The sequence below is a fragment of the Jiulongibacter sediminis genome, assembly GCF_001306455.1.
Taxonomy (GTDB): Bacteria; Bacteroidota; Bacteroidia; order Cytophagales; family Spirosomataceae; genus Jiulongibacter; species Jiulongibacter sediminis.
The window spans coordinates 130,227-149,733 of the sequence record NZ_LGTQ01000005.1 but is presented as its reverse complement, the minus strand read 5'-3'; the positions used below and the strand labels follow the sequence as shown (position 1 = coordinate 149,733).

Annotated in this window: 19 protein-coding genes; 10 read left to right on the top strand and 9 right to left on the bottom strand. The window is 40.0% G+C overall.

The window, feature by feature from the left end:
• The first annotated feature begins 28 nt into the window (after window positions 1-28).
• Together AFM12_RS00650 and AFM12_RS00645 are read left to right on the top strand one after the other, a co-directional pair.
• On the top strand, window positions 29-568 hold the full coding sequence (locus AFM12_RS00650) for a hypothetical protein (protein WP_055143149.1): 540 nt from the start codon (window positions 29-31) through the stop codon (window positions 566-568).
• 79 nt (window positions 569-647) lie between these two features.
• Window positions 648-2,255 (top strand): CotH kinase family protein, encoded by a 1,608-nt coding sequence (locus AFM12_RS00645; protein ID WP_055143147.1) that lies wholly within the window; start codon window positions 648-650, stop codon window positions 2,253-2,255.
• Here AFM12_RS00645 and AFM12_RS00640 read toward each other — a convergent pair whose 3' ends face one another.
• From AFM12_RS00640 to hisS, 5 genes are all read right to left on the bottom strand, one after another.
• A complete protein-coding gene (locus AFM12_RS00640) occupies window positions 2,256-2,714 on the bottom strand; it encodes a GNAT family N-acetyltransferase (protein WP_055143145.1) in 459 nt (152 codons plus the stop codon).
• A 160-nt stretch (window positions 2,715-2,874) separates the two neighbouring features.
• Window positions 2,875-3,798, bottom strand: coding sequence for a YihY/virulence factor BrkB family protein (locus AFM12_RS00635; RefSeq protein WP_055143143.1), 924 nt, complete (start codon window positions 3,796-3,798; stop codon window positions 2,875-2,877).
• On the bottom strand, window positions 3,795-4,205 hold the full coding sequence (locus AFM12_RS00630; RefSeq protein WP_055143141.1) for an acyl-CoA thioesterase: 411 nt from the start codon (window positions 4,203-4,205) through the stop codon (window positions 3,795-3,797). The genes AFM12_RS00635 and AFM12_RS00630 overlap by 4 nt, the downstream gene beginning before the upstream one ends.
• A complete protein-coding gene (gene mltG / locus AFM12_RS00625) occupies window positions 4,205-5,239 on the bottom strand; it encodes an endolytic transglycosylase MltG (protein ID WP_055143139.1) in 1,035 nt (344 codons plus the stop codon). The genes AFM12_RS00630 and mltG overlap by 1 nt, the downstream gene beginning before the upstream one ends.
• A complete protein-coding gene (hisS, locus tag AFM12_RS00620) occupies window positions 5,232-6,596 on the bottom strand; it encodes a histidine--tRNA ligase (protein ID WP_055143137.1) in 1,365 nt (454 codons plus the stop codon). The genes mltG and hisS overlap by 8 nt, the downstream gene beginning before the upstream one ends.
• 128 nt (window positions 6,597-6,724) lie before the next feature.
• Between hisS and AFM12_RS19795 the strand changes: the two genes are divergently transcribed.
• The gene (locus tag AFM12_RS19795; protein ID WP_165492332.1) at window positions 6,725-6,868 is read left to right on the top strand and encodes a hypothetical protein; all 144 of its coding nucleotides are present in this window, start codon (window positions 6,725-6,727) and stop codon (window positions 6,866-6,868) included.
• Between the two features lie 61 nt (window positions 6,869-6,929).
• Here AFM12_RS19795 and AFM12_RS00615 read toward each other — a convergent pair whose 3' ends face one another.
• Window positions 6,930-7,232, bottom strand: a complete 303-nt coding sequence (locus AFM12_RS00615; protein WP_055143135.1) for a hypothetical protein — start codon at window positions 7,230-7,232, stop codon at window positions 6,930-6,932.
• A gap of 55 nt (window positions 7,233-7,287) precedes the next feature.
• Here AFM12_RS00615 and AFM12_RS00610 point away from each other — a divergent pair, with 55 nt between their 5' ends.
• The 4 genes from AFM12_RS00610 (at window position 7,288) to AFM12_RS00595 (ending at window position 10,998) form a co-directional block, all read left to right on the top strand.
• On the top strand, window positions 7,288-8,055 hold the full coding sequence (locus AFM12_RS00610; RefSeq protein WP_055143133.1) for a class I SAM-dependent methyltransferase: 768 nt from the start codon (window positions 7,288-7,290) through the stop codon (window positions 8,053-8,055).
• A gap of 85 nt (window positions 8,056-8,140) precedes the next feature.
• Window positions 8,141-8,932, top strand: coding sequence for an NYN domain-containing protein (locus tag AFM12_RS00605; protein ID WP_055143131.1), 792 nt, complete (start codon window positions 8,141-8,143; stop codon window positions 8,930-8,932).
• Between the two features lie 73 nt (window positions 8,933-9,005).
• Entirely contained in the window at window positions 9,006-10,049 is a 1,044-nt protein-coding gene (locus tag AFM12_RS00600) for an NHL repeat-containing protein (RefSeq protein ID WP_055143129.1), read from the top strand.
• Window positions 10,050-10,113: 64 nt separating this feature from the next.
• Window positions 10,114-10,998 carry a DUF72 domain-containing protein gene (locus tag AFM12_RS00595; RefSeq protein WP_055143127.1) on the top strand — a complete coding sequence of 295 codons (885 nt, stop codon included), beginning with the start codon at window positions 10,114-10,116 and terminating at the stop codon, window positions 10,996-10,998.
• Between the two features lie 261 nt (window positions 10,999-11,259).
• Here the strand turns inward: AFM12_RS00595 and AFM12_RS00590 are convergent, their stop codons facing one another.
• The 3 genes from AFM12_RS00590 to coaBC all read right to left on the bottom strand — a co-directional run bounded on the left by AFM12_RS00590 (window position 11,260) and on the right by coaBC (window position 14,351).
• Window positions 11,260-12,006 carry an SDR family NAD(P)-dependent oxidoreductase gene (locus tag AFM12_RS00590; RefSeq protein ID WP_055143125.1) on the bottom strand — a complete coding sequence of 249 codons (747 nt, stop codon included), beginning with the start codon at window positions 12,004-12,006 and terminating at the stop codon, window positions 11,260-11,262.
• 192 nt (window positions 12,007-12,198) lie between these two features.
• Window positions 12,199-13,155 (bottom strand): type IX secretion system protein PorD, encoded by a 957-nt coding sequence (gene porD, locus AFM12_RS00585; RefSeq protein ID WP_055143123.1) that lies wholly within the window; start codon window positions 13,153-13,155, stop codon window positions 12,199-12,201.
• Window positions 13,152-14,351 carry a bifunctional phosphopantothenoylcysteine decarboxylase/phosphopantothenate--cysteine ligase CoaBC gene (gene coaBC, locus AFM12_RS00580; protein WP_055143121.1) on the bottom strand — a complete coding sequence of 400 codons (1,200 nt, stop codon included), beginning with the start codon at window positions 14,349-14,351 and terminating at the stop codon, window positions 13,152-13,154. Before coaBC ends, porD begins: the two co-directional genes overlap by 4 nt.
• Window positions 14,352-14,527: 176 nt before the next feature.
• Here coaBC and dctA point away from each other — a divergent pair, with 176 nt between their 5' ends.
• The 3 genes from dctA to AFM12_RS00565 are packed head-to-tail and all read left to right on the top strand — an operon-like array spanning window position 14,528 to window position 19,469.
• A complete protein-coding gene (dctA, locus tag AFM12_RS00575) occupies window positions 14,528-15,781 on the top strand; it encodes a C4-dicarboxylate transporter DctA (RefSeq protein ID WP_055143119.1) in 1,254 nt (417 codons plus the stop codon).
• Entirely contained in the window at window positions 15,765-16,826 is a 1,062-nt protein-coding gene (locus tag AFM12_RS00570; protein ID WP_055143117.1) for an SMP-30/gluconolactonase/LRE family protein, read from the top strand. The genes dctA and AFM12_RS00570 overlap by 17 nt, the downstream gene beginning before the upstream one ends.
• A 6-nt stretch (window positions 16,827-16,832) precedes the next feature.
• Complete coding sequence (locus tag AFM12_RS00565; RefSeq protein WP_055143115.1) at window positions 16,833-19,469, top strand: ligand-binding sensor domain-containing protein; 2,637 nt, start codon at window positions 16,833-16,835, stop codon at window positions 19,467-19,469.
• Window positions 19,470-19,507 lie beyond the last annotated feature (38 nt).

The following is a 19,507-nucleotide window of genomic DNA, read 5'->3' as shown; positions in this document are numbered from 1 at the left end:
ATTTTAAAACCTAAAATATCAATACGCTATGAAAAAGTTACTTTTTATATTCTCCGCCATTATTATCGGTTTTAGCTCTTGCCGTGGCCCTCAGGGTTTTGACGGCCCTCCAGGTCCACAAGGTGCACCCGGAGCAGATGGCGGTCTTGTTTATGCTTCGGCCATTGAATTAATAGTTGATTTTACACCAGCGAATGATTTCACCATTGTTGAAGGATTTGGCTTTGATGTTTTCCCGGCAGACGTTCCATTGGTTTACATTCTGTGGGATCAATTGGATGACGGAACAGAAGTTTGGAGACCTGTTCCTCAAAATGCCTATCTTGATAATGGCATCTTAACGTATAACTACGATTTCACTCAGGATGATTTCTCTTTATTTCTCGACGGAACAGTTCCTGATTTCTCAACCCTGGACCCGGTTTACTTAAATGAGCAGGTTTTCAGAGTCGTAGTAGTACCAAGTGAGTTTTTGGAGACGGCACGTTTGAAATCTAAGTCATATGAGAGTATAGTTGAAACTTTCGGAATCAAAGAAGAAGATTTTATAAAAAGAGATTTGAGATAGTCTTGACCCAAACTTCCGGGACGGTCGCTTTCAAACGAAGGCGACCGTTTTGGCATTTAATCCCTACTTTTGAAATGCTATGAAAAAACTTTACTTCCTCCTTCTTCTCTCCGTTTATACCCACGCACAGGATTCCTCCACCCTACCTTTTATAATCATCAATACTGAAGGCAGAGAAATTGTGGACGAGCCCAAAATAATGGCTACCATGAAAATTATTGATAACGGCCCGGATGCTGAAAATCAATTAACAGACCTACCTGCATACGAAGGTTTTATCGGTATTGAGTTCAGAGGGTCTTCTTCGCAGATGTTTCCCAAAAAGCCGTTTGGACTTGAAACCTGGGACGCCAATGGAGAAGACCTTAAAGTACCTCTTTTCGGATGGCCTGAAGAGAGTGATTGGATACTCTTTGCTTCATACAATGAAAAAAGTCTGATGCACAATGTGCTGACCATGAATATAGCTGAACAAATGGGCATGTACGCCAGCCGTGCAAAATATGTGGAACTATACCTCAATGAAAGCTATCAGGGTGTATATATTTTCATGGAAAAAATCAAAAGGGATAAAGGCAGGGTTGATATTTCGAAACTCACAGAGGATGAAGAAAGTGGAGATGACCTGACTGGCGGATACATCATCAAAATTGATAAAACTACTGGAAGTAATGAGGGCTCCTGGTTCTCTGAATTCCCAAATAACGGGCCTTTCACACAGCAGACCGAATTCCTTTATGAATACCCAAAAGACATTAATACAACACAAAAAGGTTATATCAGAGAGTTTGTACGAGATTTTGAAAACGCTCTTATGTCTGACGATTTCACAAATCCGGTTAATGGGTATCGGAAGTACATTGATGTAGAAACTTTTATCGATGTCACTTTACTCAATGAGCTTTCAAAAAATGTGGATGCATATAGAATCAGTACTTTTTTATACAAAGATAAAGACAGTAAAGACGGGCGTCTGAAGATGGGTCCGCCCTGGGATTATGATATTTCCTATGGCAATGCAGACTACTGCGAAGGGTGGTTATTTTCGGGTTTTTCTTATGATTTTAATAAAGTGTGCCCAAATGACAATTGGCTGGTCCCATTTTGGTGGAAAAGGTTCTTAGCTGACCCTCTTTTTATAGCTCAGATGCGAGACAGGTATGATGAATTAAGGAGCAATGGCATTTTTAAGGAGGAAAACCTAATGAACCTTATTGATAGTCTTGCTTCTGAAATACGTGTACCTCAACAACGGAATTTTAACCAATGGCCTATCATTGGCACATATGTTTGGCCCTCGCCAAGGCCCATAGCACAAAGCTGGCAAGGCGAAGTGGATGAACTCAAAACCTGGCTCTCGAACCGTCTTAAATGGCTTGATGAAAACCTACCAACGGAACTACAAGTACTCTCCAGCACTCCTGAACTTAGTTTCTCCGTTAAAGCTTATCCGAATCCCTTTATTAATTCTTTGACCTTAAATATTGAAAGTCTAACAGATGATAAAGCCGATCTGAAGCTTTTTGATTTAAACGGAAAGCCCATTGAACATCAACAGTACCCGATACATAAGGGTCAAAACGTAATCAATGTGAATTTTGAGAACCGAAACCAGCACACCGAAATTGAACTATTGAAAATAAAGATTGGATCGCAGGAAATAGTTCAGAGACTTATCCGGCATTAATTAGTCCTTGATCATAATGCAGTGGGGTATGCCATCCTCAATATAGTCCTCACCTATTTCTTTGAATCCAAATTTGCTGTAAAAAGATGTCAGGTATTTCTGTGCTCCTATTTTGACAGAGACAGGTCCAAAATTCTTTTTCAGAGTCTCTATTGAAACTTCAAGTAGTTCAATCCCATACTGACTCTTTCGGGTTTTACCGTGGGTCAAAATTCGACCAATAGATTGATAGCCTTTGTAATATTGATCTGTATCAAAAAGCCGACTATAGGCTCTGAGAACGCCGTCTTCATCTCTTCCCAATAGATGAAGAGAAATCTGATCTTTGAAGTCCATATCTTGAAAGACACAATTTTGCTCAACAACAAAAACCTCAGTTCTTAAAGCCAGCAATTCGTAGAGATCATCTTTTGAAAGTTCATCCCAACTTTTGGCAGACCAAAGCAATTTTCTCTTCATAACTAAAATTCAATCCACGAATTGAACCCCTTCCCGTAAGCTAATATCACCTGAAAAGCAATCCATTATTTGCCAAACAATGACAAATCAGATCAATCTCAACAATAATCGTTTTATGTCTAAGTGCATAATCACAAACACTTCAGAGATATGATTTCCATTAAGACTTTTCATCTTCATGCTCCATCTCTAAAGCCAGCCTAAGGCTGGTATTTATCTCAAAACCAAGAATAATAATTAAAGCAATGAGATATATCCAAACCATTAGACCAATTAAGGTGCCGATGGATCCGTATAGCTTATTATAACTATTGAAATTACTTAGATAGTAGGAAAAGCCATTTGTGGCGAGAATACACAAAATACTTGAGAAAAATGCTCCTATATTGAAGAAACGAATCTTTTTGTCAATCGCCGGAGCAAAGTAATACAGGCTGCTAATACCTAGAAAAAAGATGAGAAAAATTGAAAGGTACCGAAGGATCTGAATCATGTAGAAGTTGAAATCTTCGCTCATCCAACCGAGATCAAAAAGGTAAGTAATCAAAAACTTCCCGATGATCAAGACCACAATTGCCGACAGCATAACTACCACTAAACTAAATGTAAGAAGCAATGCAATTGCCCTGGCCTTTAAATAACTCCTTCTCTGCCGGTCATCTTCAAGTGCGATATTAAATGCCCGCATCAAGGCCATCATGCCATTGGTAGCGGCATACATGGCAAACAGAAAACCGAAAGAAAGTACATCTACCCTTCGCCTGCTCACGATATCCTGAATGGTATTTGCAGCAGTATTATATATACCCCCCGGCAGAATACTCTCAAGAAAGTCCATAATCTGAACATCAAGGTTTCTGATAGGGATGTAGGGGATCAATGTAAAAAGAAAAATCACCGATGGGAATATTGCCAGAAGTAGCGAAAATGAAACGGCCGCAGCCCGCTGATCAATATCAAAAGTGATGATTTTTTTCCAAAGAATACTGAGGACGTGATAAAGAGAAACAGTGGTATCCCAAAGATAGACGCTTCGTAAGAACCGCTCTAACTGCTTTACCCAGCCTATTTCTCTGAATTTCATTCTTCAAAGTATGGTTTCAGGGCATCTTTCACCACCTGCGGTGTTTCTATGACTTTTTGCCTTGCAACATCCATAAAAACCAAGGTGGTTTCACCCTTATGAATCAATTTCTGATCCTCGTTAAAGATTTCGTACTCAAAAATGACTCTTTTCTGCGGCATTTGTCTTAGAAACAGTCTGATATTCAACATATCGTCATATTTCGCAGGAGCCATATACCTGGAGTTATTTTGAACCACCGGCATAATAACACCCTCATCTTCCATGTCGCGATAACGAATACCCAGAGCTCGTAGCGACTCCACGCGGGCTATTTCATACAACTTTGAGTAATGACCGTAATACATAAAACCCATTTTATCGGTATCGGCATATCTTACACGGTACGGGGTGTCAAAAGTGTACATTAACGAATTCCTCTTTGATTTAAAGCCGTATGAAAGCGGCGGGCATTGGCATTATGCTCGGCCAGAGTAGCTGCGAAATTGTGGTAACCTGAAAAGTCTTCTTTGGCACAAAAATACAGGTAGTTATGATCCTCAAAGTTCAATACAGCGTCTATGGCTCTTTTTTCAGGAAGAGCTATTGGGCCCGGAGGTAAGCCTTTGACCTTATACGTATTATATGGTGAATCAATACTGAGGTGTTTATTAAGAATTCTTTTCAATGCGAAATCGCCAACCGCAAACTTTACGGTAGGATCAGCCTGCAGCGGAATTCCGTTTTTAATTCGATTCACATAAACACCAGCTACTCTAGGTTGTTCATCGCCTTTATTCGTTTCGCTCTGCACTATGCTCGCCATTGTACTCACCTGAACAGGAGTCATCCCGGTAGTTTCAGCCTTGTTTAGTCTCTCTGCCGTCCAGAATTTATCGTACTCAAATTTCATCCGATCAAGGAATTCATCTTCTGAGAGTGTCCACCACATAAAATAGGTATCTGGCAGAAACATACTCATGATTTCCTCGGTACTGAAACCATACTTTTCGCAAACTTCAGGCTCATTCAATTTTGACAAAAGAACCTCTTTATCAATAGCCAGATTTGCTGCAAGCTTTTCTGCAAGCTCGCTTTTCAGACGGATATTATTGAAAGTAAGCTTGACCTCATCCTGATCACCTGATCTCAATTTGGAAATGATCGATTTATTTGAGGCATTAGGTTCTATTTCATATCGACCGGGCTTTACCGCATCACGGTACTCCATGAATTTACTCAAAAAGCCAAAGCTAATCTGGTCATGAATAAGCTCATGTTTATTGAGGCTATCAAGAACGGTTTCGTAAGTCGCTCCTTTTGGAATATATAAAACAGCTGTTTCTTCACCGTCAACATTAATATTGGGACTTTTTACCACTTGCCAGAAGTAGAAAGCAAAAGTGGCGATCAGCGTAGATACGATCACCAGAGCATAGGCCAATATTTTATTTTTACGCATTGATTTGTTGAATTATTTCATCGAGGGTGTAATGATTCTGGTCACCCGTTGCCATGTTTTTTAAACTGTATTTCTGCATTTTTATTTCTTCAGACCCCACCACTAAAACAAAAGGTATCCCTTTTTTGTTGGCGTAGTCGAATTGCTTTTTCAATTTAGCATCAGTTGGGTATAACTCAGAGGCTATTCCCGCAGATCTGAGTTTTGAAAGGATCGGCAGACAAGCCTTTTGAGATTCTGAATCGAAATTAATCAGTAATACTCTCGTACTTTGCGAAGCATCCTCCGGGAAAAGATTCAGCTCATCCAGCACATCATAGATTCGATCAACTCCAAAGGAAATACCTACTCCACTTAAATCAGGCAATCCGAATGTACCGGTAAGGTTATCATAACGCCCACCACCCGAGATACTCCCAATCTGAACACCATTGGCTTTCACCTCAAATATCGCTCCTGTATAATAACTTAAACCACGAGCGAGAGTCGCGTCAAACATCAATTTTGGATTTTCAAGTCCAAACCCGTTGACCAATTCCAAAACTTCTTCTATTTCTTCAATGCCTTTTTGACCAATTCCCGAATCCTTCAACCAGTCTTTTAAAGTGGCTACTGTTTCATGAATATCATCCGTCAATGAGAACAGTGTTTGCAAGTTCGCAATTGAAGAATTTTCAAAACCTCTCTCAGAGAGCTCAGCTTCAACTTTTTCCTTTCCTATTTTATCCAGTTTATCAATGGCAACACAAAGCTCAGACTCGCGACCGGGAGCTCCAATAGCTTCGGCAATACCTGTCAAAACCTTTCGGTTGTTCATTTTTACAGTAAAGTCTTTCAATTGCAGGGCACCGAAAACTTCATGAAGCATCAGAATGATCTCGGCTTCACATAGCAAAGAATCAGTTCCTACCACATCAGCATCACACTGATAAAATTCACGATAACGACCACGCTGAGGACGATCTGCACGCCAAACCGGTTGTACTTGAAAACGCTTGAACGGCATAGCTAAATCATGGCGATTCATGGCCACAAAACGGGCAAAAGGGACGGTAAGATCATACCTTAATCCTTTTTCTGCCACTTTGGGGAGAACAGTCTTTGTTCCTTCTTCCAGATCACCAGGTTTAACCTTTTTGAGAAAGTCACCCGAGTTTAATATTTTGAACAGAAGCTGATCGCCTTCATCACCATATTTCCCCATTAAAACAGAGAGGTTTTCAATAGCAGGCGTTTCTAATGGAAGAAAACCAAACTTCTTAAAAACAAACTTAATAGTATCAAGAATATAGGTGCGTTTGGCCATTATTTCAGGGCCAAAATCGCGGGTACCTCTGGCTAAACTTGGTTTTGACATAGGTTTCAGTTCAAATTGAGCCACAAAAGTAAGGTTATTCTTGGTTTAACATTGATTATTCTAAAGAGAATCCCTACCTTTGCACCTCGTTTTCGAGAAAGACAGAATTAAGATTAAATACTAGGACAATGGCAGTTACAAGATTAAAAAGAAAAGGTCGTAAAAACAGAGCCGTAGCAAACAACAAACAAGCTGCAATTAAGCGACTTACTCAAAAGCCTGAAATTAAAAAGGTAGACGCTGAGGAGCTAAAAGCTGAGTTTTCTAAATAAGAAAATCGACTAAAGAAATTATATAAAAGCCCCAAACGTATGTTTGAGGCTTTTTCTGTTTCTAATCGTTTTTCTTCTTCTTTTTCTGAAACCCTCCCCGGTTTCTACGGGCTATTCGGATAGCATCAAGCTGTGAACGGTAACGAAGCCCTGATCCACAAAACCATAAACCACCCAGCAAGAGTACAATACCAACAAAAGCATGTAACTTGGCATGAATATGGTGAGTCATTTCTTCGCCGGTAATGGCCAAAATAAGAGCACCCAGTGCTACCAGAACAAAGCCTAAAGCTGTATTGAGTTTAAATTTTTGCGTTAATTTTAGTTTTTGATACCAGCTTCTCCGCTGTTTTTGCTCTTGCATTTTAATCGTGTTTACTAATTTTGATTTTTAAAAGTTTACTGCCGACCTAATAAGAATGAAAAAAATCATCAGCCTACTGATCAGATTTGTCCCAAGAAAATACCTTCAGTTATTCAGCCACATTCCGTTGAAAATTTATGCCGGCTTTATGAGGGGAGATGCGGTGGAATGCACCGTTTGTAATGGTAAATTTAAAAAATTTCTACCGTACGGCAGGTTAGAGCCAAGAGAGAATGCACTTTGTCCGTCTTGTTTATCACTGGAAAGACACCGATTGATGTATCTCTATTTGAGAAAGAAAACCAGTTTTTTTGAGAAAAAAGCAAAGGTTTTGCACGTAGCACCGGAGTATTGCTTCATTGATCGTTTTGAGCAATTACCAAACCTTGAATACATCACTGCCGACATAGAATCACCGTTGGCCAAAGTCAAAATGGACATCGAAAAGATTCAGTTTCCTGATAATTCTTTTGATGTTATTTTCTGCAATCACGTTCTGGAGCATGTCGAGCACTTTGATGTGGCTACCAAAGAACTTTACAGAGTATTAAAACCCGGCGGATATGCCATCATGCAGTCCCCGCAAGATATGAACCTTCCTCATACCATTTCTGACCCCACGATCTCTGATCCCAAGGAACGAGAAAGGGTTTTCAAACAATCGGATCATCTCCGTCTCTTTGGGCAAGACTACGGACAAGAACTCGCCAAAGCAGGCTTCAAAGTAAAAGAGGACGATTTTGTCCATGAAATTGACCTGGAGCTAGCAAAGCGTTATGCTCTTCCAATGGAAGAAATTGTCTATTTCTGCGAAAAAGAATAGGTTAAAATTAAGGACAGATTGCTCTGAGCACCTTTCATTTCCATAAAATCAAAACCAGAAAGGTCAAAAAGCGTATATTTAAAATATGGCAGAAAACACTTCATCAAGCACTAACCTGGCCGTTCTGATAGATGGCGACAATATTCCATCATCTCACATTAAAGAGATGATGGAAGAGATTACAAAATACGGCAACCCCACCATCAAAAGAATTTATGGTGACTGGACTAAGCCGCACCTCGCTCGTTGGAAAAACCTACTTCTGGAGAACGCCATTACACCAATTCAGCAATACGGATACACCACGGGCAAAAACGCCACAGACTCGGCTATGATAATTGATGCCATGGACATCCTCTATTCTGGCAAAGTTGAAGGTTTTTGTTTGGTTTCAAGCGATAGTGATTTTACGCGATTGGCCACAAGACTTAGGGAGGCCGGCATGCTGGTAATAGGTATTGGTGAAAAGAAAACACCCAACCCTTTTATAGTAGCTTGTGACCGTTTTATCTATGTGGAAATTTTGAAGAATAACTCCTCAAAACAGGAAGCCGAGGCTGACAAAGACGACTCCAAATCAAGTATTGATAAAATCACTCAAAAAGAGATAAAACTGATCAAAAGTACCATCGAGGATGTCTCTGACGAAGACGGCTGGGCCTTTCTGGGTGACGTCGGCAATCTGCTTCAGAAAAAGCAACCAAATTTTGACTCCAGAAACTACGGTTTCCCAAAACTCACTCCTCTTATTAAGTCAATTGGAATGTTTGAGCTTGAGCTTCGCGATAACCCCAGAAGCAAAAATAAACTGATCTACGTTAAGGTAAAAGAGCAGCCAAAATCAAAAAACCGACAAAAAACAAAATCGAATTCCTGACAGGCGTCAATAATTCAGAGATTTGTTTTCTAATTATCACATGAGTAAGTTCAATCCACAAAAAAGAAAATGAATGTATCTCAATAGACGAAATGCTATTAAACTTGGCGGAGCCAGCCTACTGGCTGTTAGCCTTCCAGGCCTGACTTTTGGCAAAAATGATGAAATAATCATTGGCCATAACTCCCACCAATACAGAGTAAATATGAACTGGGGAATGCTGGAAGCTGGCAAAAATCCGGTTAATAACTGCCACGAGCTAGTCGAAGATAGTCAGGGCCGAATTATTCTCCTGACCGATGAAACCAAAAACAACGTACTCATCTACAGTAAAAAAGGAAAATTACTGGAAAGCTGGGGCACCTCTTACCCAGGAGCACACGGATTAACTATTGGTGGTGAAAGCAAAGATCAGTTTCTTTTGATTGCAGACAATACCAGACATCAGGTCATTAAAACCGACCTGAAGGGGAATGTCATTTTCAAAATTGAATACCCAAAGGAGACTGGAGAATATCTTCACCCCGGGCAGTTTGTACCTACTGAAACGGCCATTGATCCTTTAAACGGAGATATTTATGTAGTAGATGGCTACGGCCTCAACTTTGTGATGGTTTATGATGAAAACGGAAAATTCCTAAGGCACTTCGGAGGAAAAGGAAAAGAAAACGAGCAGTTCAGGTGTAATCATGGGGTTCTTTTTGATCAAAGAAATGGAAAGGACGATGAAATCCTGATTACATCAAGACAGGACAATTGCTGGAAGAAATTCAATCGACAGGGAAAATACCTTGGGGCCATTGAAATGCCCGGAAGTTTTATCTGCCGACCCGTTCAACAAGGAGAGAATCTTTACGGAGCGGTATATCGCTCAGGTTCTGAAGCAAACGAGTTTTCAGGTTTTATTCAGGTGGTGGACAAGGATGATAAGGTCATCAGCAGTCCTGGTGGAAGCGGGCCGGTTTATTCAAATGGAAAATTGGAAGAGCAAGCCAAAGATGACCCGGCAAACGTATTTATGCATCCTCATGATGTTTATGTTGATTCTGATGAAAACATTTATGTTGCACAGTGGGCCTCCAAAAAGACGTATCCAATCAAATTGGAGAGAGTTTAATCTCATTTTTGAGAAATAAGAAACTCAGAATTAATTTAGTAAATACTGATTAAAACTTAAGACGATGAAATTTGGAAGTGTACCAAATCCGGAATTAATTGATTTTACTTTGCCTCCTGACAATCTGGGAACTGCCAAAGTGTTATCAAAGGGAAACGGAACTTTTGAAGCCTACGTAGGTTGTGCGAAATGGAACAGAACCGATCTTAAGAATTTCTATCCAAGAGGTACTAAAGATGAATTGATCTATTATTCCCGGCAGTTTAATTCCATTGAGCTCAATGCTACTTTTTACAGGAGCCCATCTGGTCAGCAGGTAGTAGTCTGGCATGATAAAACACCTGAAGGCTTTAAATTTTTCCCAAAAATTCCGAGTTATATCAGTCACATAAAAAGACTGAATGACGTTCAGGACGCTGTTACTGAATTCCTGGATGCCATTAGTCATTTTCAGGATAAACTGGAGATGATATTTCTTCAGCTTCATGACAACTTTTCGGCTAAAAACATGGACAGACTGGTCAACTTTATTCAAAACTGGCCTAAAGGCATGCCTTTAGCTATAGAACTGAGAAGTCAGGATTGGTTTGATGATCCCGTGGTGGCTGAGTCACTTTACAAGCTATTTGAAGAAAATAGCATAACAAATATTATTACCGATACAGCTGGAAGAAGGGACCTACTTCATATGCGTTTAACCACTCCTGTAGCTTTTATCAGATACGTTGGTGCCAACCATGCCTCTGATTATCCCAGACTTGATGACTGGCTCGAAAGAATTGCCTTATGGAAATCACAAGGATTGGAGAAACTCTATCTCTTTGTTCATCAAAATCTTGAATTGGAGTCACCCTTACTCTCAAAATACTTCATCGAAAAAATGAATGATCAGCTTGGAACTAATCTAAAGGTTCCTCAACCTGGAGAAGTTTTGGATGGTTTGTTTTAGTCTATGAAAATCAATCTGCATTTAATTATCAACTTTGGACGTTTTAAAGTATCCGAGACATTGCTTGAGCCATAATTCTATAGATTTAAATTGGTGTAAAGCCATGATACCACAACTGTCTTCTGGTGGTATCATTTCGTGCAGCCTATTAGATTTGAAGAAGAATTGAGACTATTACCAAATACATTTGAGTTCCCGTTTTCGAATTGCATGAGGTTAAAACTCTGGTCCGAAAAGAATATCACCTTCCTAAATAAAGGATTACGTACTCCGATAGACGGTGGTTGGAGCAGCCTGAGCTTTGGCGTAGATAGTCATGTCAGCTATGGTAACGTGATCTGGCACAGATACGGCGTAAGCGATAGCATCGGCAATATCAGTGGCTGTTAGCGGTTCAAAACCTTCATAAACTTTTTTGGCACGCTCCTTATCGCCTTTGAATCTGACTTCAGAAAACTCAGTCTCTACTGCCCCAGGGGCAATATTGGTCACTTTGATGCCATCTTTAGTGTGGTCTAATCGAATCCCCTCGCTGATAGCCTCTACCGCTTTTTTGGTAGCACAATAGACCGTTCCGTTAGCATAGGTTTGTTTCCCTGCCACTGAACTGATGTTGATCACATGACCTCCACCGTTTTGAATCATAGAAGGTATTACGGCCTTACTGACGTATAATAGTCCATTGACATTAGAACCCAGCATAGCATCCCAGTCCTCTGTTTCGCCATCGGCCAGAGAGCCGAACCCATGAGCGTTACCAGCGTTATTCACCAGAATATCAATTTTTTCAAAATCCTCAGGGATAGAATCTATAGCATTTATCACCTCCTCTTTATTACTGACATCAAAAGTCAGAATTGTACTTTTTACATTGAGTTTGCTTTGCAATTCCTGAAGCTTCTCAATTCTTCTACCACAAAGAATAAGCTGAATCCCCATTTTGTCAAAGGCAAGTGCTGTAGCCCGACCAATTCCTGAAGATGCTCCCGTGACAAGTGCTGTTTTCATGTGTTTATTTTCTATTTATTATCAAAAGTCACATTCTTCCCCTGCCAACCACAGGCAGGTTTGATGATCGAATTAATCATTCCCCGTATGATTAATGATTACTTCAATCATATCGGTTTCATACGTGACTTTTTCTTTCAAAGCTAAAAAGTATCTGAAGCTAATGCCAGTTGATCACACCGAAAAGATATGCTAGCCCTGAATAATTTTGCGGTATTGCTCCGTTTTATCCGGGTCAAGGCTCGAAAGTAGTAAAAAGGCTTTCTGACGTTCTGCGGGACTCCCGTAGGAGAAAATATTGATAAACTCCGGTGCTTTGGCATCAAAAAAAGCATTGATAAACACCGAATTAGGTCTCAGCGTTGAAATATTTTGAACCACCTCCAGAAACTTCAAAGTTTCGTTTCTACCCTTTTCAGGGTCGCGACCGAAGTCATCCAGCACCAGGCGATGATAACGATAAAACTCTTCTCTTAATCTTGAAAACTGCTGATTCTGCATATTCTCAACCATCCAGTAGCGGTTTCGTTGGGATTTGTCGTTTTGAGACCACCCCGGCCCCATATTTTGAGCCAGTTGCAGAAGGTTAAACAATCGCTGGATATAAGGGGAACCTCCAAGCTTACTAAAGGAATCATAATCAACCGCAAGGGCAATCAGACTGTAATAGGCTGCAAGACCTGTAATGTTGCTATTGAAAGATTGCTCATTATAAACCATTTGACGTTCTGCAGGCTGAAATGAGAAATTAAAACTCTGGTCAACATATTGAAAAGTCACCGAATTATAATCTGTTCCATAAACCGGTCGGGCCACCTGAAAACGAGCGTTTCCGGTGAAAACATTTTGTGTACCGGATTGCATCAGATTGATCGTCAGCTGACACTCTATTTTCTCCTTTTGATTGAAAATATCATTACTCCAGCGAGTATTGTTCATGAATTGCTGAATAGCCGACTCCATCTCTTTGAAAATGCCTGGCTGGTACTGAATGGTAGATTGCATCTGCTGGTAGTTTATTTCTACACGGGCATCCAGTTCTTGTGAAAATACATTCACAGATAGCCCCATGAATATCAGTATACCAATAAATTTCAAAGTCAGTTTGAGACCTCTCTTCTCAGAAGGCAACGATTCATTCAATATCATTTCTTTAAAATCTTTTCAATTTCGGCCAGAATATCAACGGCCACTTCATCTTTGGTTTTTAGGCTGTGTTCAATGACCTCACCATTCCGATGCACAACGGTAATTTTATTGGTATCATAACGAAAGCCGGCTCCACTATCTTGTAAGGAATTCAATACAATCATATCCAAATTCTTCTTCTCCAGCTTTCTCAAAGCATTCTCCCGGGCGTTATCTGTCTCTAAAGCAAAACCAACAGCGATTTGGTCTCTATTTTTCAACTTACCGAGAGTGCCGGCAATATCAGGTGTTCTTTTGAGAGAAATGGCCAGATCATCGTCAGATTTTTTCAACTTCTTATCAGAAACCTTTTCAGGGGTATAATCAGCCACCGCCGCCACGTAAACAATGATTTCGGCAGCTCCAAACAGCTCTTTAGTTTGAGCAAACATCTCCTGAGCGGATTTGACCTTGAAAACCTCAACACCCTGGGGCTTCTCAATATTTACCGGCCCGCTGACAACCTGCACATTTGCCCCTGCATTTCTGAAAGCCTTTGCGATGGCATAACCCATCTTACCCGAAGAGTGATTGCTAATAAAACGAACAGGATCTATGGCCTCCTGAGTAGGGCCCGAGGTTATCAAAACCCGTTTGTCTTTGAAACGGGAAGAACCTATAAAAAAGGTGGGAAAAAGATCAATTATATGCTCAGGTTCAGCAAGCCTCCCCTGCCCTACTAATCCACTTGCCAGCTCTCCACTTTCAGCTTCAATAATTTGATTTCCATAGGATTTCAACTTTGACAGATTCTCCCGGGTGCTACCGTGCTGATACATATCTAAATCCATGGCAGGAGCAAAAACAACCGGACATTTGGCAGACAAATACGTTGCAACTAACAAGTTATCGCAAATACCATGAGCACACTTGGCAAGTGTATTCGCAGATGCCGGTGCAATAAGTATCAGATCAGCCCAAAGGCCGAGATCAACATGGTTATTCCATTCTCCGTTACTGCCTTTTGTAAAATCACTCAAAACGGGGTTCTTGGACAAGGTAGCCAGCGTTAGTGGCGAAATGAAGTCTTTGGCAGCTTCTGTCATTATTACTTTTACCTCTGCACCTTCTTTTACCAGTAATCTGACGAGAAAGGCAGCTTTATAAGCAGATATACTTCCACTTACCCCCAGAAGAATTTTTTTATTGCTCAGCAATGGATTGACTTTTATAGATCAAAACAAAATTAGGACTTTCACAGGCTATTCCAATAATCATGCTGAATGTGTAACTAAAAAGAAGAAGGGGCTTCTTCTTCATTTCCTCTTTATAAAAAAATCGGTAGTTTTAATGCGTTTGATTCAACCCTTAGCCATTTCATAAACCTCTTTTGATGAAAAAACTCTTCTCTAATCTAACTTTCTGGGTTCTAACTGCAATCGCTTCAGGAGCACTTCTCGGTCACTTTTTCCCTGAAAAAGGCATAGAAATGAAAGTTTTGGGCGACAAGTTTATTTGGCTGGTCAAACTTTTCATCCTTCCTATTATTTTCCTAACCATTTCTCTTGGTATTAGCGGAATGGGCGATTTAAAGAAAGTAGGAAAAGTGGGTGGAAAGGCTCTTATCTATTTTGAGGTGGTAACCACATTTGCCCTCATAATCGGAATTTTTGTGGCGAATCTTTTTCAACCGGGCAAAGGGGTAATTGCCCAGGGTTCCGGTGATGTCTCTAAATATGCAGAGGGTGCCAATCAGTTTAGCTGGATGGCTTTTTTCTCTGAAAACAAAACCATTCAGGTTCTATTGTTCTCTATTCTTTTTGGTGTTTTTCTGAGCAAATACTCTAAAAGTAAACCGATTACAGACATCTTGACCAAGATTTCAAAAGTGGTATTCAAGGCATTACATTGGGTCATGCTACTGGCTCCAATTGGAGCCTTTGGCGGAATGGCCTACACTATTGGAAAACACGGAATTGCCTCGCTGATTCCTCTGGGAAAACTTATGATTTCTGTTTATGCCACTATGGCCTTGTTCATTTTTGTGGTATTGCATTACATCCTCAAATATTATAATGTCAGCCTTTGGAAATACCTGAAATACATAAGAGAGGAGCTCCTGATTGTACTGGGAACTTCTTCTTCAGAGGCTGCTTTACCTTCTTTGATGGAAAAGCTAGAACGAATGGGTTGCTCAAAACCCGTAGTAGGACTTGTCGTGCCAGCTGGCTACAGTTTTAATCTGGATGGCACCACCATTTATTTGTCTATGGCCACTCTTTTTCTTTCACAGGTTTATGGCATTCAGTTATCATTAGAACAGGTTTTGACAGTTATAGGAATATTGATGGTTACCTCAAAAGGAGCTGCAGGGGTAACCGGAAGTGGTTTTGTAGTACTCGCTTCTACACTATCAGCACTAAAGGTTATCCCTATTGAAGGCCTTGCTCTTTTGCTGGGGGTTGACCGCTTTATGTCGGAGGCCAGAGCTATAACCAACTTTATTGGAAACGGCGTGGCTACCATTTGGTTAGCTAATAATGAACAGGAATTTGACAGATCAAAAATGACCTATGCTTTTGGGCATGTAGATGAAACAGAAGACATTTTGAAAGACAATTTCGGCATCAATGAAAAAGATAGTTAACGGGCTCTTCACTTTACTGATTCTTTTGCTTCTGTGTCTAGGATTTATTCTTAAAGAATCTGGTGTTTTTAGAAAAATTGCACCTCATTTTGACGGGACAGCAGAAGAAATCAACTCACCCGAAGGTATTGAAGATTTAACCATCGATCATTCGAACGGAGACATATATTTAGCTGCGACAGATCGACGCGATTCTGAAAAAACAGGAGCTATTTATAAAGCCAACACACATCAGAAAGACCTCAATCTGATTGATATCTCAAAAGAATTTCCGGATACCGAATTCAGACCTCATGGAATATCATTGCTCAAAAAACATGGCAAAATCTACCTTTTTGTGGTCAATCACAGAAATAAAGAGCATGTGATAACAAGACTCGATTATGTAAATGATAGCCTGACAGGTTTTCGTGAGTTCAGAGACCCTCTGATGATTTCGCCAAACGATATTCTGGCCATTGATACAGCTACCTTTTATTTCTCTAATGATCATAGTTTACCAAAAGGTACAGAGAGAACAATCAAAGATTTCATGCTTGACAAAAATGGTTTTGTGGTACTTTACGATCAGGATAAAGCCGAAAAAGTAACTCAAAATATGGCCTATGCAAACGGAATCAACATCTCGCCCGATGAGCAATATGTATATGTTTCGGCTACTACTGAGAAAAAGATTTTTGTTTATCGGAAAGACCCTAAAAACCATACTTTAGAGTTCATAGATGAGCATAATACCGGCACAGGTGTCGATAATATTGAAATTGACCAATATGGAAATTTGATTGTGGGAGCACACCCCAAAATGCTTAAGTTTTTGGGGCATGCCCAACAGCCCGAAAACCGAAGCCCCTCGCAGATTCTTAAAATCGTTTATCTCCCTGAAACTGACTATAAATTTCTTCAGGAAGAGCTATATCTCAATAATGGAGACCCACTATCTGGTTCAAGTGTAGGAGCCTATTTTGAGAAGAAAGATGGTACCAATGATTTATTTATCGGTTCTGTTTTTGAATCAAAAATATTGAGATTGCATAGGAATTTGTAAAGTTTCATGCTCAGGCTTTTAACACTTCTTCTCCTCACTTTTTCAGCCAGTCTGGAGGCTCAAAACTATCAGGCACGGTTCTTTGATGTCAAAGATGGGCTTATTTCAGATATCTGCTACACAGTTTTTCAGGATAGTCAAGGCTTTATTTGGGTGGGAACCAATGCCGGTGTCAGTCGGTATAACGGTACCGAATTCATCAATTTTGATCAGGACGACGGCCTCCCGGCCTATTCAGTTTATCAGATTTACGAAGACAGCCAGGGCCGAATTTGGTTTTTGACAGACACGGGCACCTCGGTATTCTACCAAAATGGTAAGTTTCATAATCCTGAAAACACTCCATACCTTAAAGAAATGAGTACGGAGTCATATCGCTATGGTTTTCTGGAGGATAAATTGGGACAGATTTGGATTGGGAGTTTCAATAATGGCATTCGGGTTTTAAAACCTGATAAAAAGGTTTTCATTGATGAAGATGAAAGCAGTTTTAGCGGGAGAAACAGAACGCTACAATTTTACCAACATAATGACGATGAAGTACTTAGTATAAATGCCAACTCCATTTTCTGTTATGATATCAATTCATTGAAAATTAAATGGACCGAGCAAATTTTCACAGAATCAGCCTCCGTTATAAGAACTGCAAAACTTTCAGAATCAATTATTTTTATACAAAGTCAATCAGAAAGACTGTGGTTTGATGTAGGTACCCGAAAGGTGCTTAAAAGGGCTGGGGTTGAGCCTATAATCGAGTTTATCTTTTTTTCCGAGAATATTGAGAATGTCCATTATGTAGGCTCCCGAGATGGTCTTTTTGAACTCAAAGAGTACGACATTTCTCCTTCAAACCGATTCTCAGACCTTAAAGGAAAGGCTATTAGCACGGTCATCAAAGACAATAATGGTAACTTCTGGGCCAGCACGCTTAAATCTGGGCTGGTGAAGCTTTCTGACTACCCTTTTGTGTTTGATAACGCCCGACAGGGATTGTATTTGAAAAGATTTTTTGCCAGCGGCAATGTTTTTGAAGGCTACTTTAATGGCTCTCATAAATTCATAAAAAAAGGAGGCAAAACCCAAACCATTAAGAATTATGTTCCGCCAAATTCCCGCCCCTTAGAAGCCATTGAACTAACTGAGAAACAATATATTGTTTTCAATGAAAACTATGTCACTTATTACGAGAATGGTCAATCTTTCCAAAGACCATTCGCTGCTAAGGCAGTCATATATGACAAAGAAAACGGCGAAATGCTGGTAGGGCAAAGTAGGGGAATCAGCCGAATTCAGGCAGAAAATTTCATCAGAGATTTAAAGTCAAAGGATATCACACAATTTGGCCTTTCAATTTCTATCAACACCGGCGTGGAAGAATACACCAATTGCATACTTCCAGTAAATGGCGGCTTTTTAGTCGGCACGCGGTCAGGGTTATTCAGGGTAACTAATAAAAAGGCTGAAAAGCTGAGCATCCCACATGAAATCGAGGATTTAAATATCATGAAAATTTTACCGCAGGCTAACGGCAATATTTATCTGATCAGTTATGGAAAAGGCGTTTTTGATGTCAATCTGGAAACCAAAACATTTCGGCAAATCAGTGAAAAAGACGGACTCTCCAATAATTATTTGCACAATGCCATCATTGATCGGGACTCCACACTTTGGGTTCTGACGAAGCTCGGCGTCAGTCAAATAAAAAATAACGATAACGGGTTTGAAATACTCAATTATGGGGAGAATGAAGGTTTGATGAACACCTACATTCAATTCCTGTATGAAGAGGGCGGCCTTCTCAAGTTTTGCTCTCTGGATGGTGAATACATCACAAATACCTTCGATTTACAGGCTTATCACCAGAAAAAACCAAAGGTTTTTCTCAGTAAAATCGAGGGTTTTGATAATTCACAAAGAGACTTCAAAGTCGGCCGTAATCTGTATTTTCAGTTTGAAACCCTTTCCTTAGAGTTTGGTGACGATCTCTCTACAGTTTACCGAATCATCGAAGGGGATAAAAGAACTGAGTGGTTTCCTTTCAAGAAACGCCTGCCGGTCAATGCTTCAGAAAAAGCGAATTTGATTCTTCAGGTGAGGGCCATCACCAGAGAAAACCTGAGTTCTGAGATATTAGAAATTCCAATTAGTATTCGCCCGGAGTGGTACCGATCAGACTGGTTCAGCCTTTTGATAATTGGTCTCTTTTCTTTGATGGTTTTCTATCTGTTCAAAAAAGGAACTCTTAAGCTCGAAAGCGAAAGCCTGATCAAAACCTGGGAAAAACTAAGAAACCTCAAAGATCTCCAACTAGGGCAAACTCAAATGATTATTAAAGCCACTGATGGTAGTTTTGTTAAGTTACCCGAAAGTCAGATTTATCGGATTTCCGCCTCAGGTAATTATGCAGAATACATTACTCAAAATGGAAAGTTCTTAAGCCGAATTACCATGAAAGAGCTGGAGAAAGAATTGAGCCATAGCTCAAAACTCAAAAGAATTCATCGTTCGCACTTTGTAAATACCGACCACATTGAAAAAGTATACCAAAACAACCTGTTGGTACAAGGTGACGAAATCCCTGTTGGTCATAAATACGCCGATCTCTTAATTGATTTGAAAGGGAAGGTTAAAATTTTGAAATAGGCCAATTATTTTCGTCCCTGATCTACCCATTTTTATCC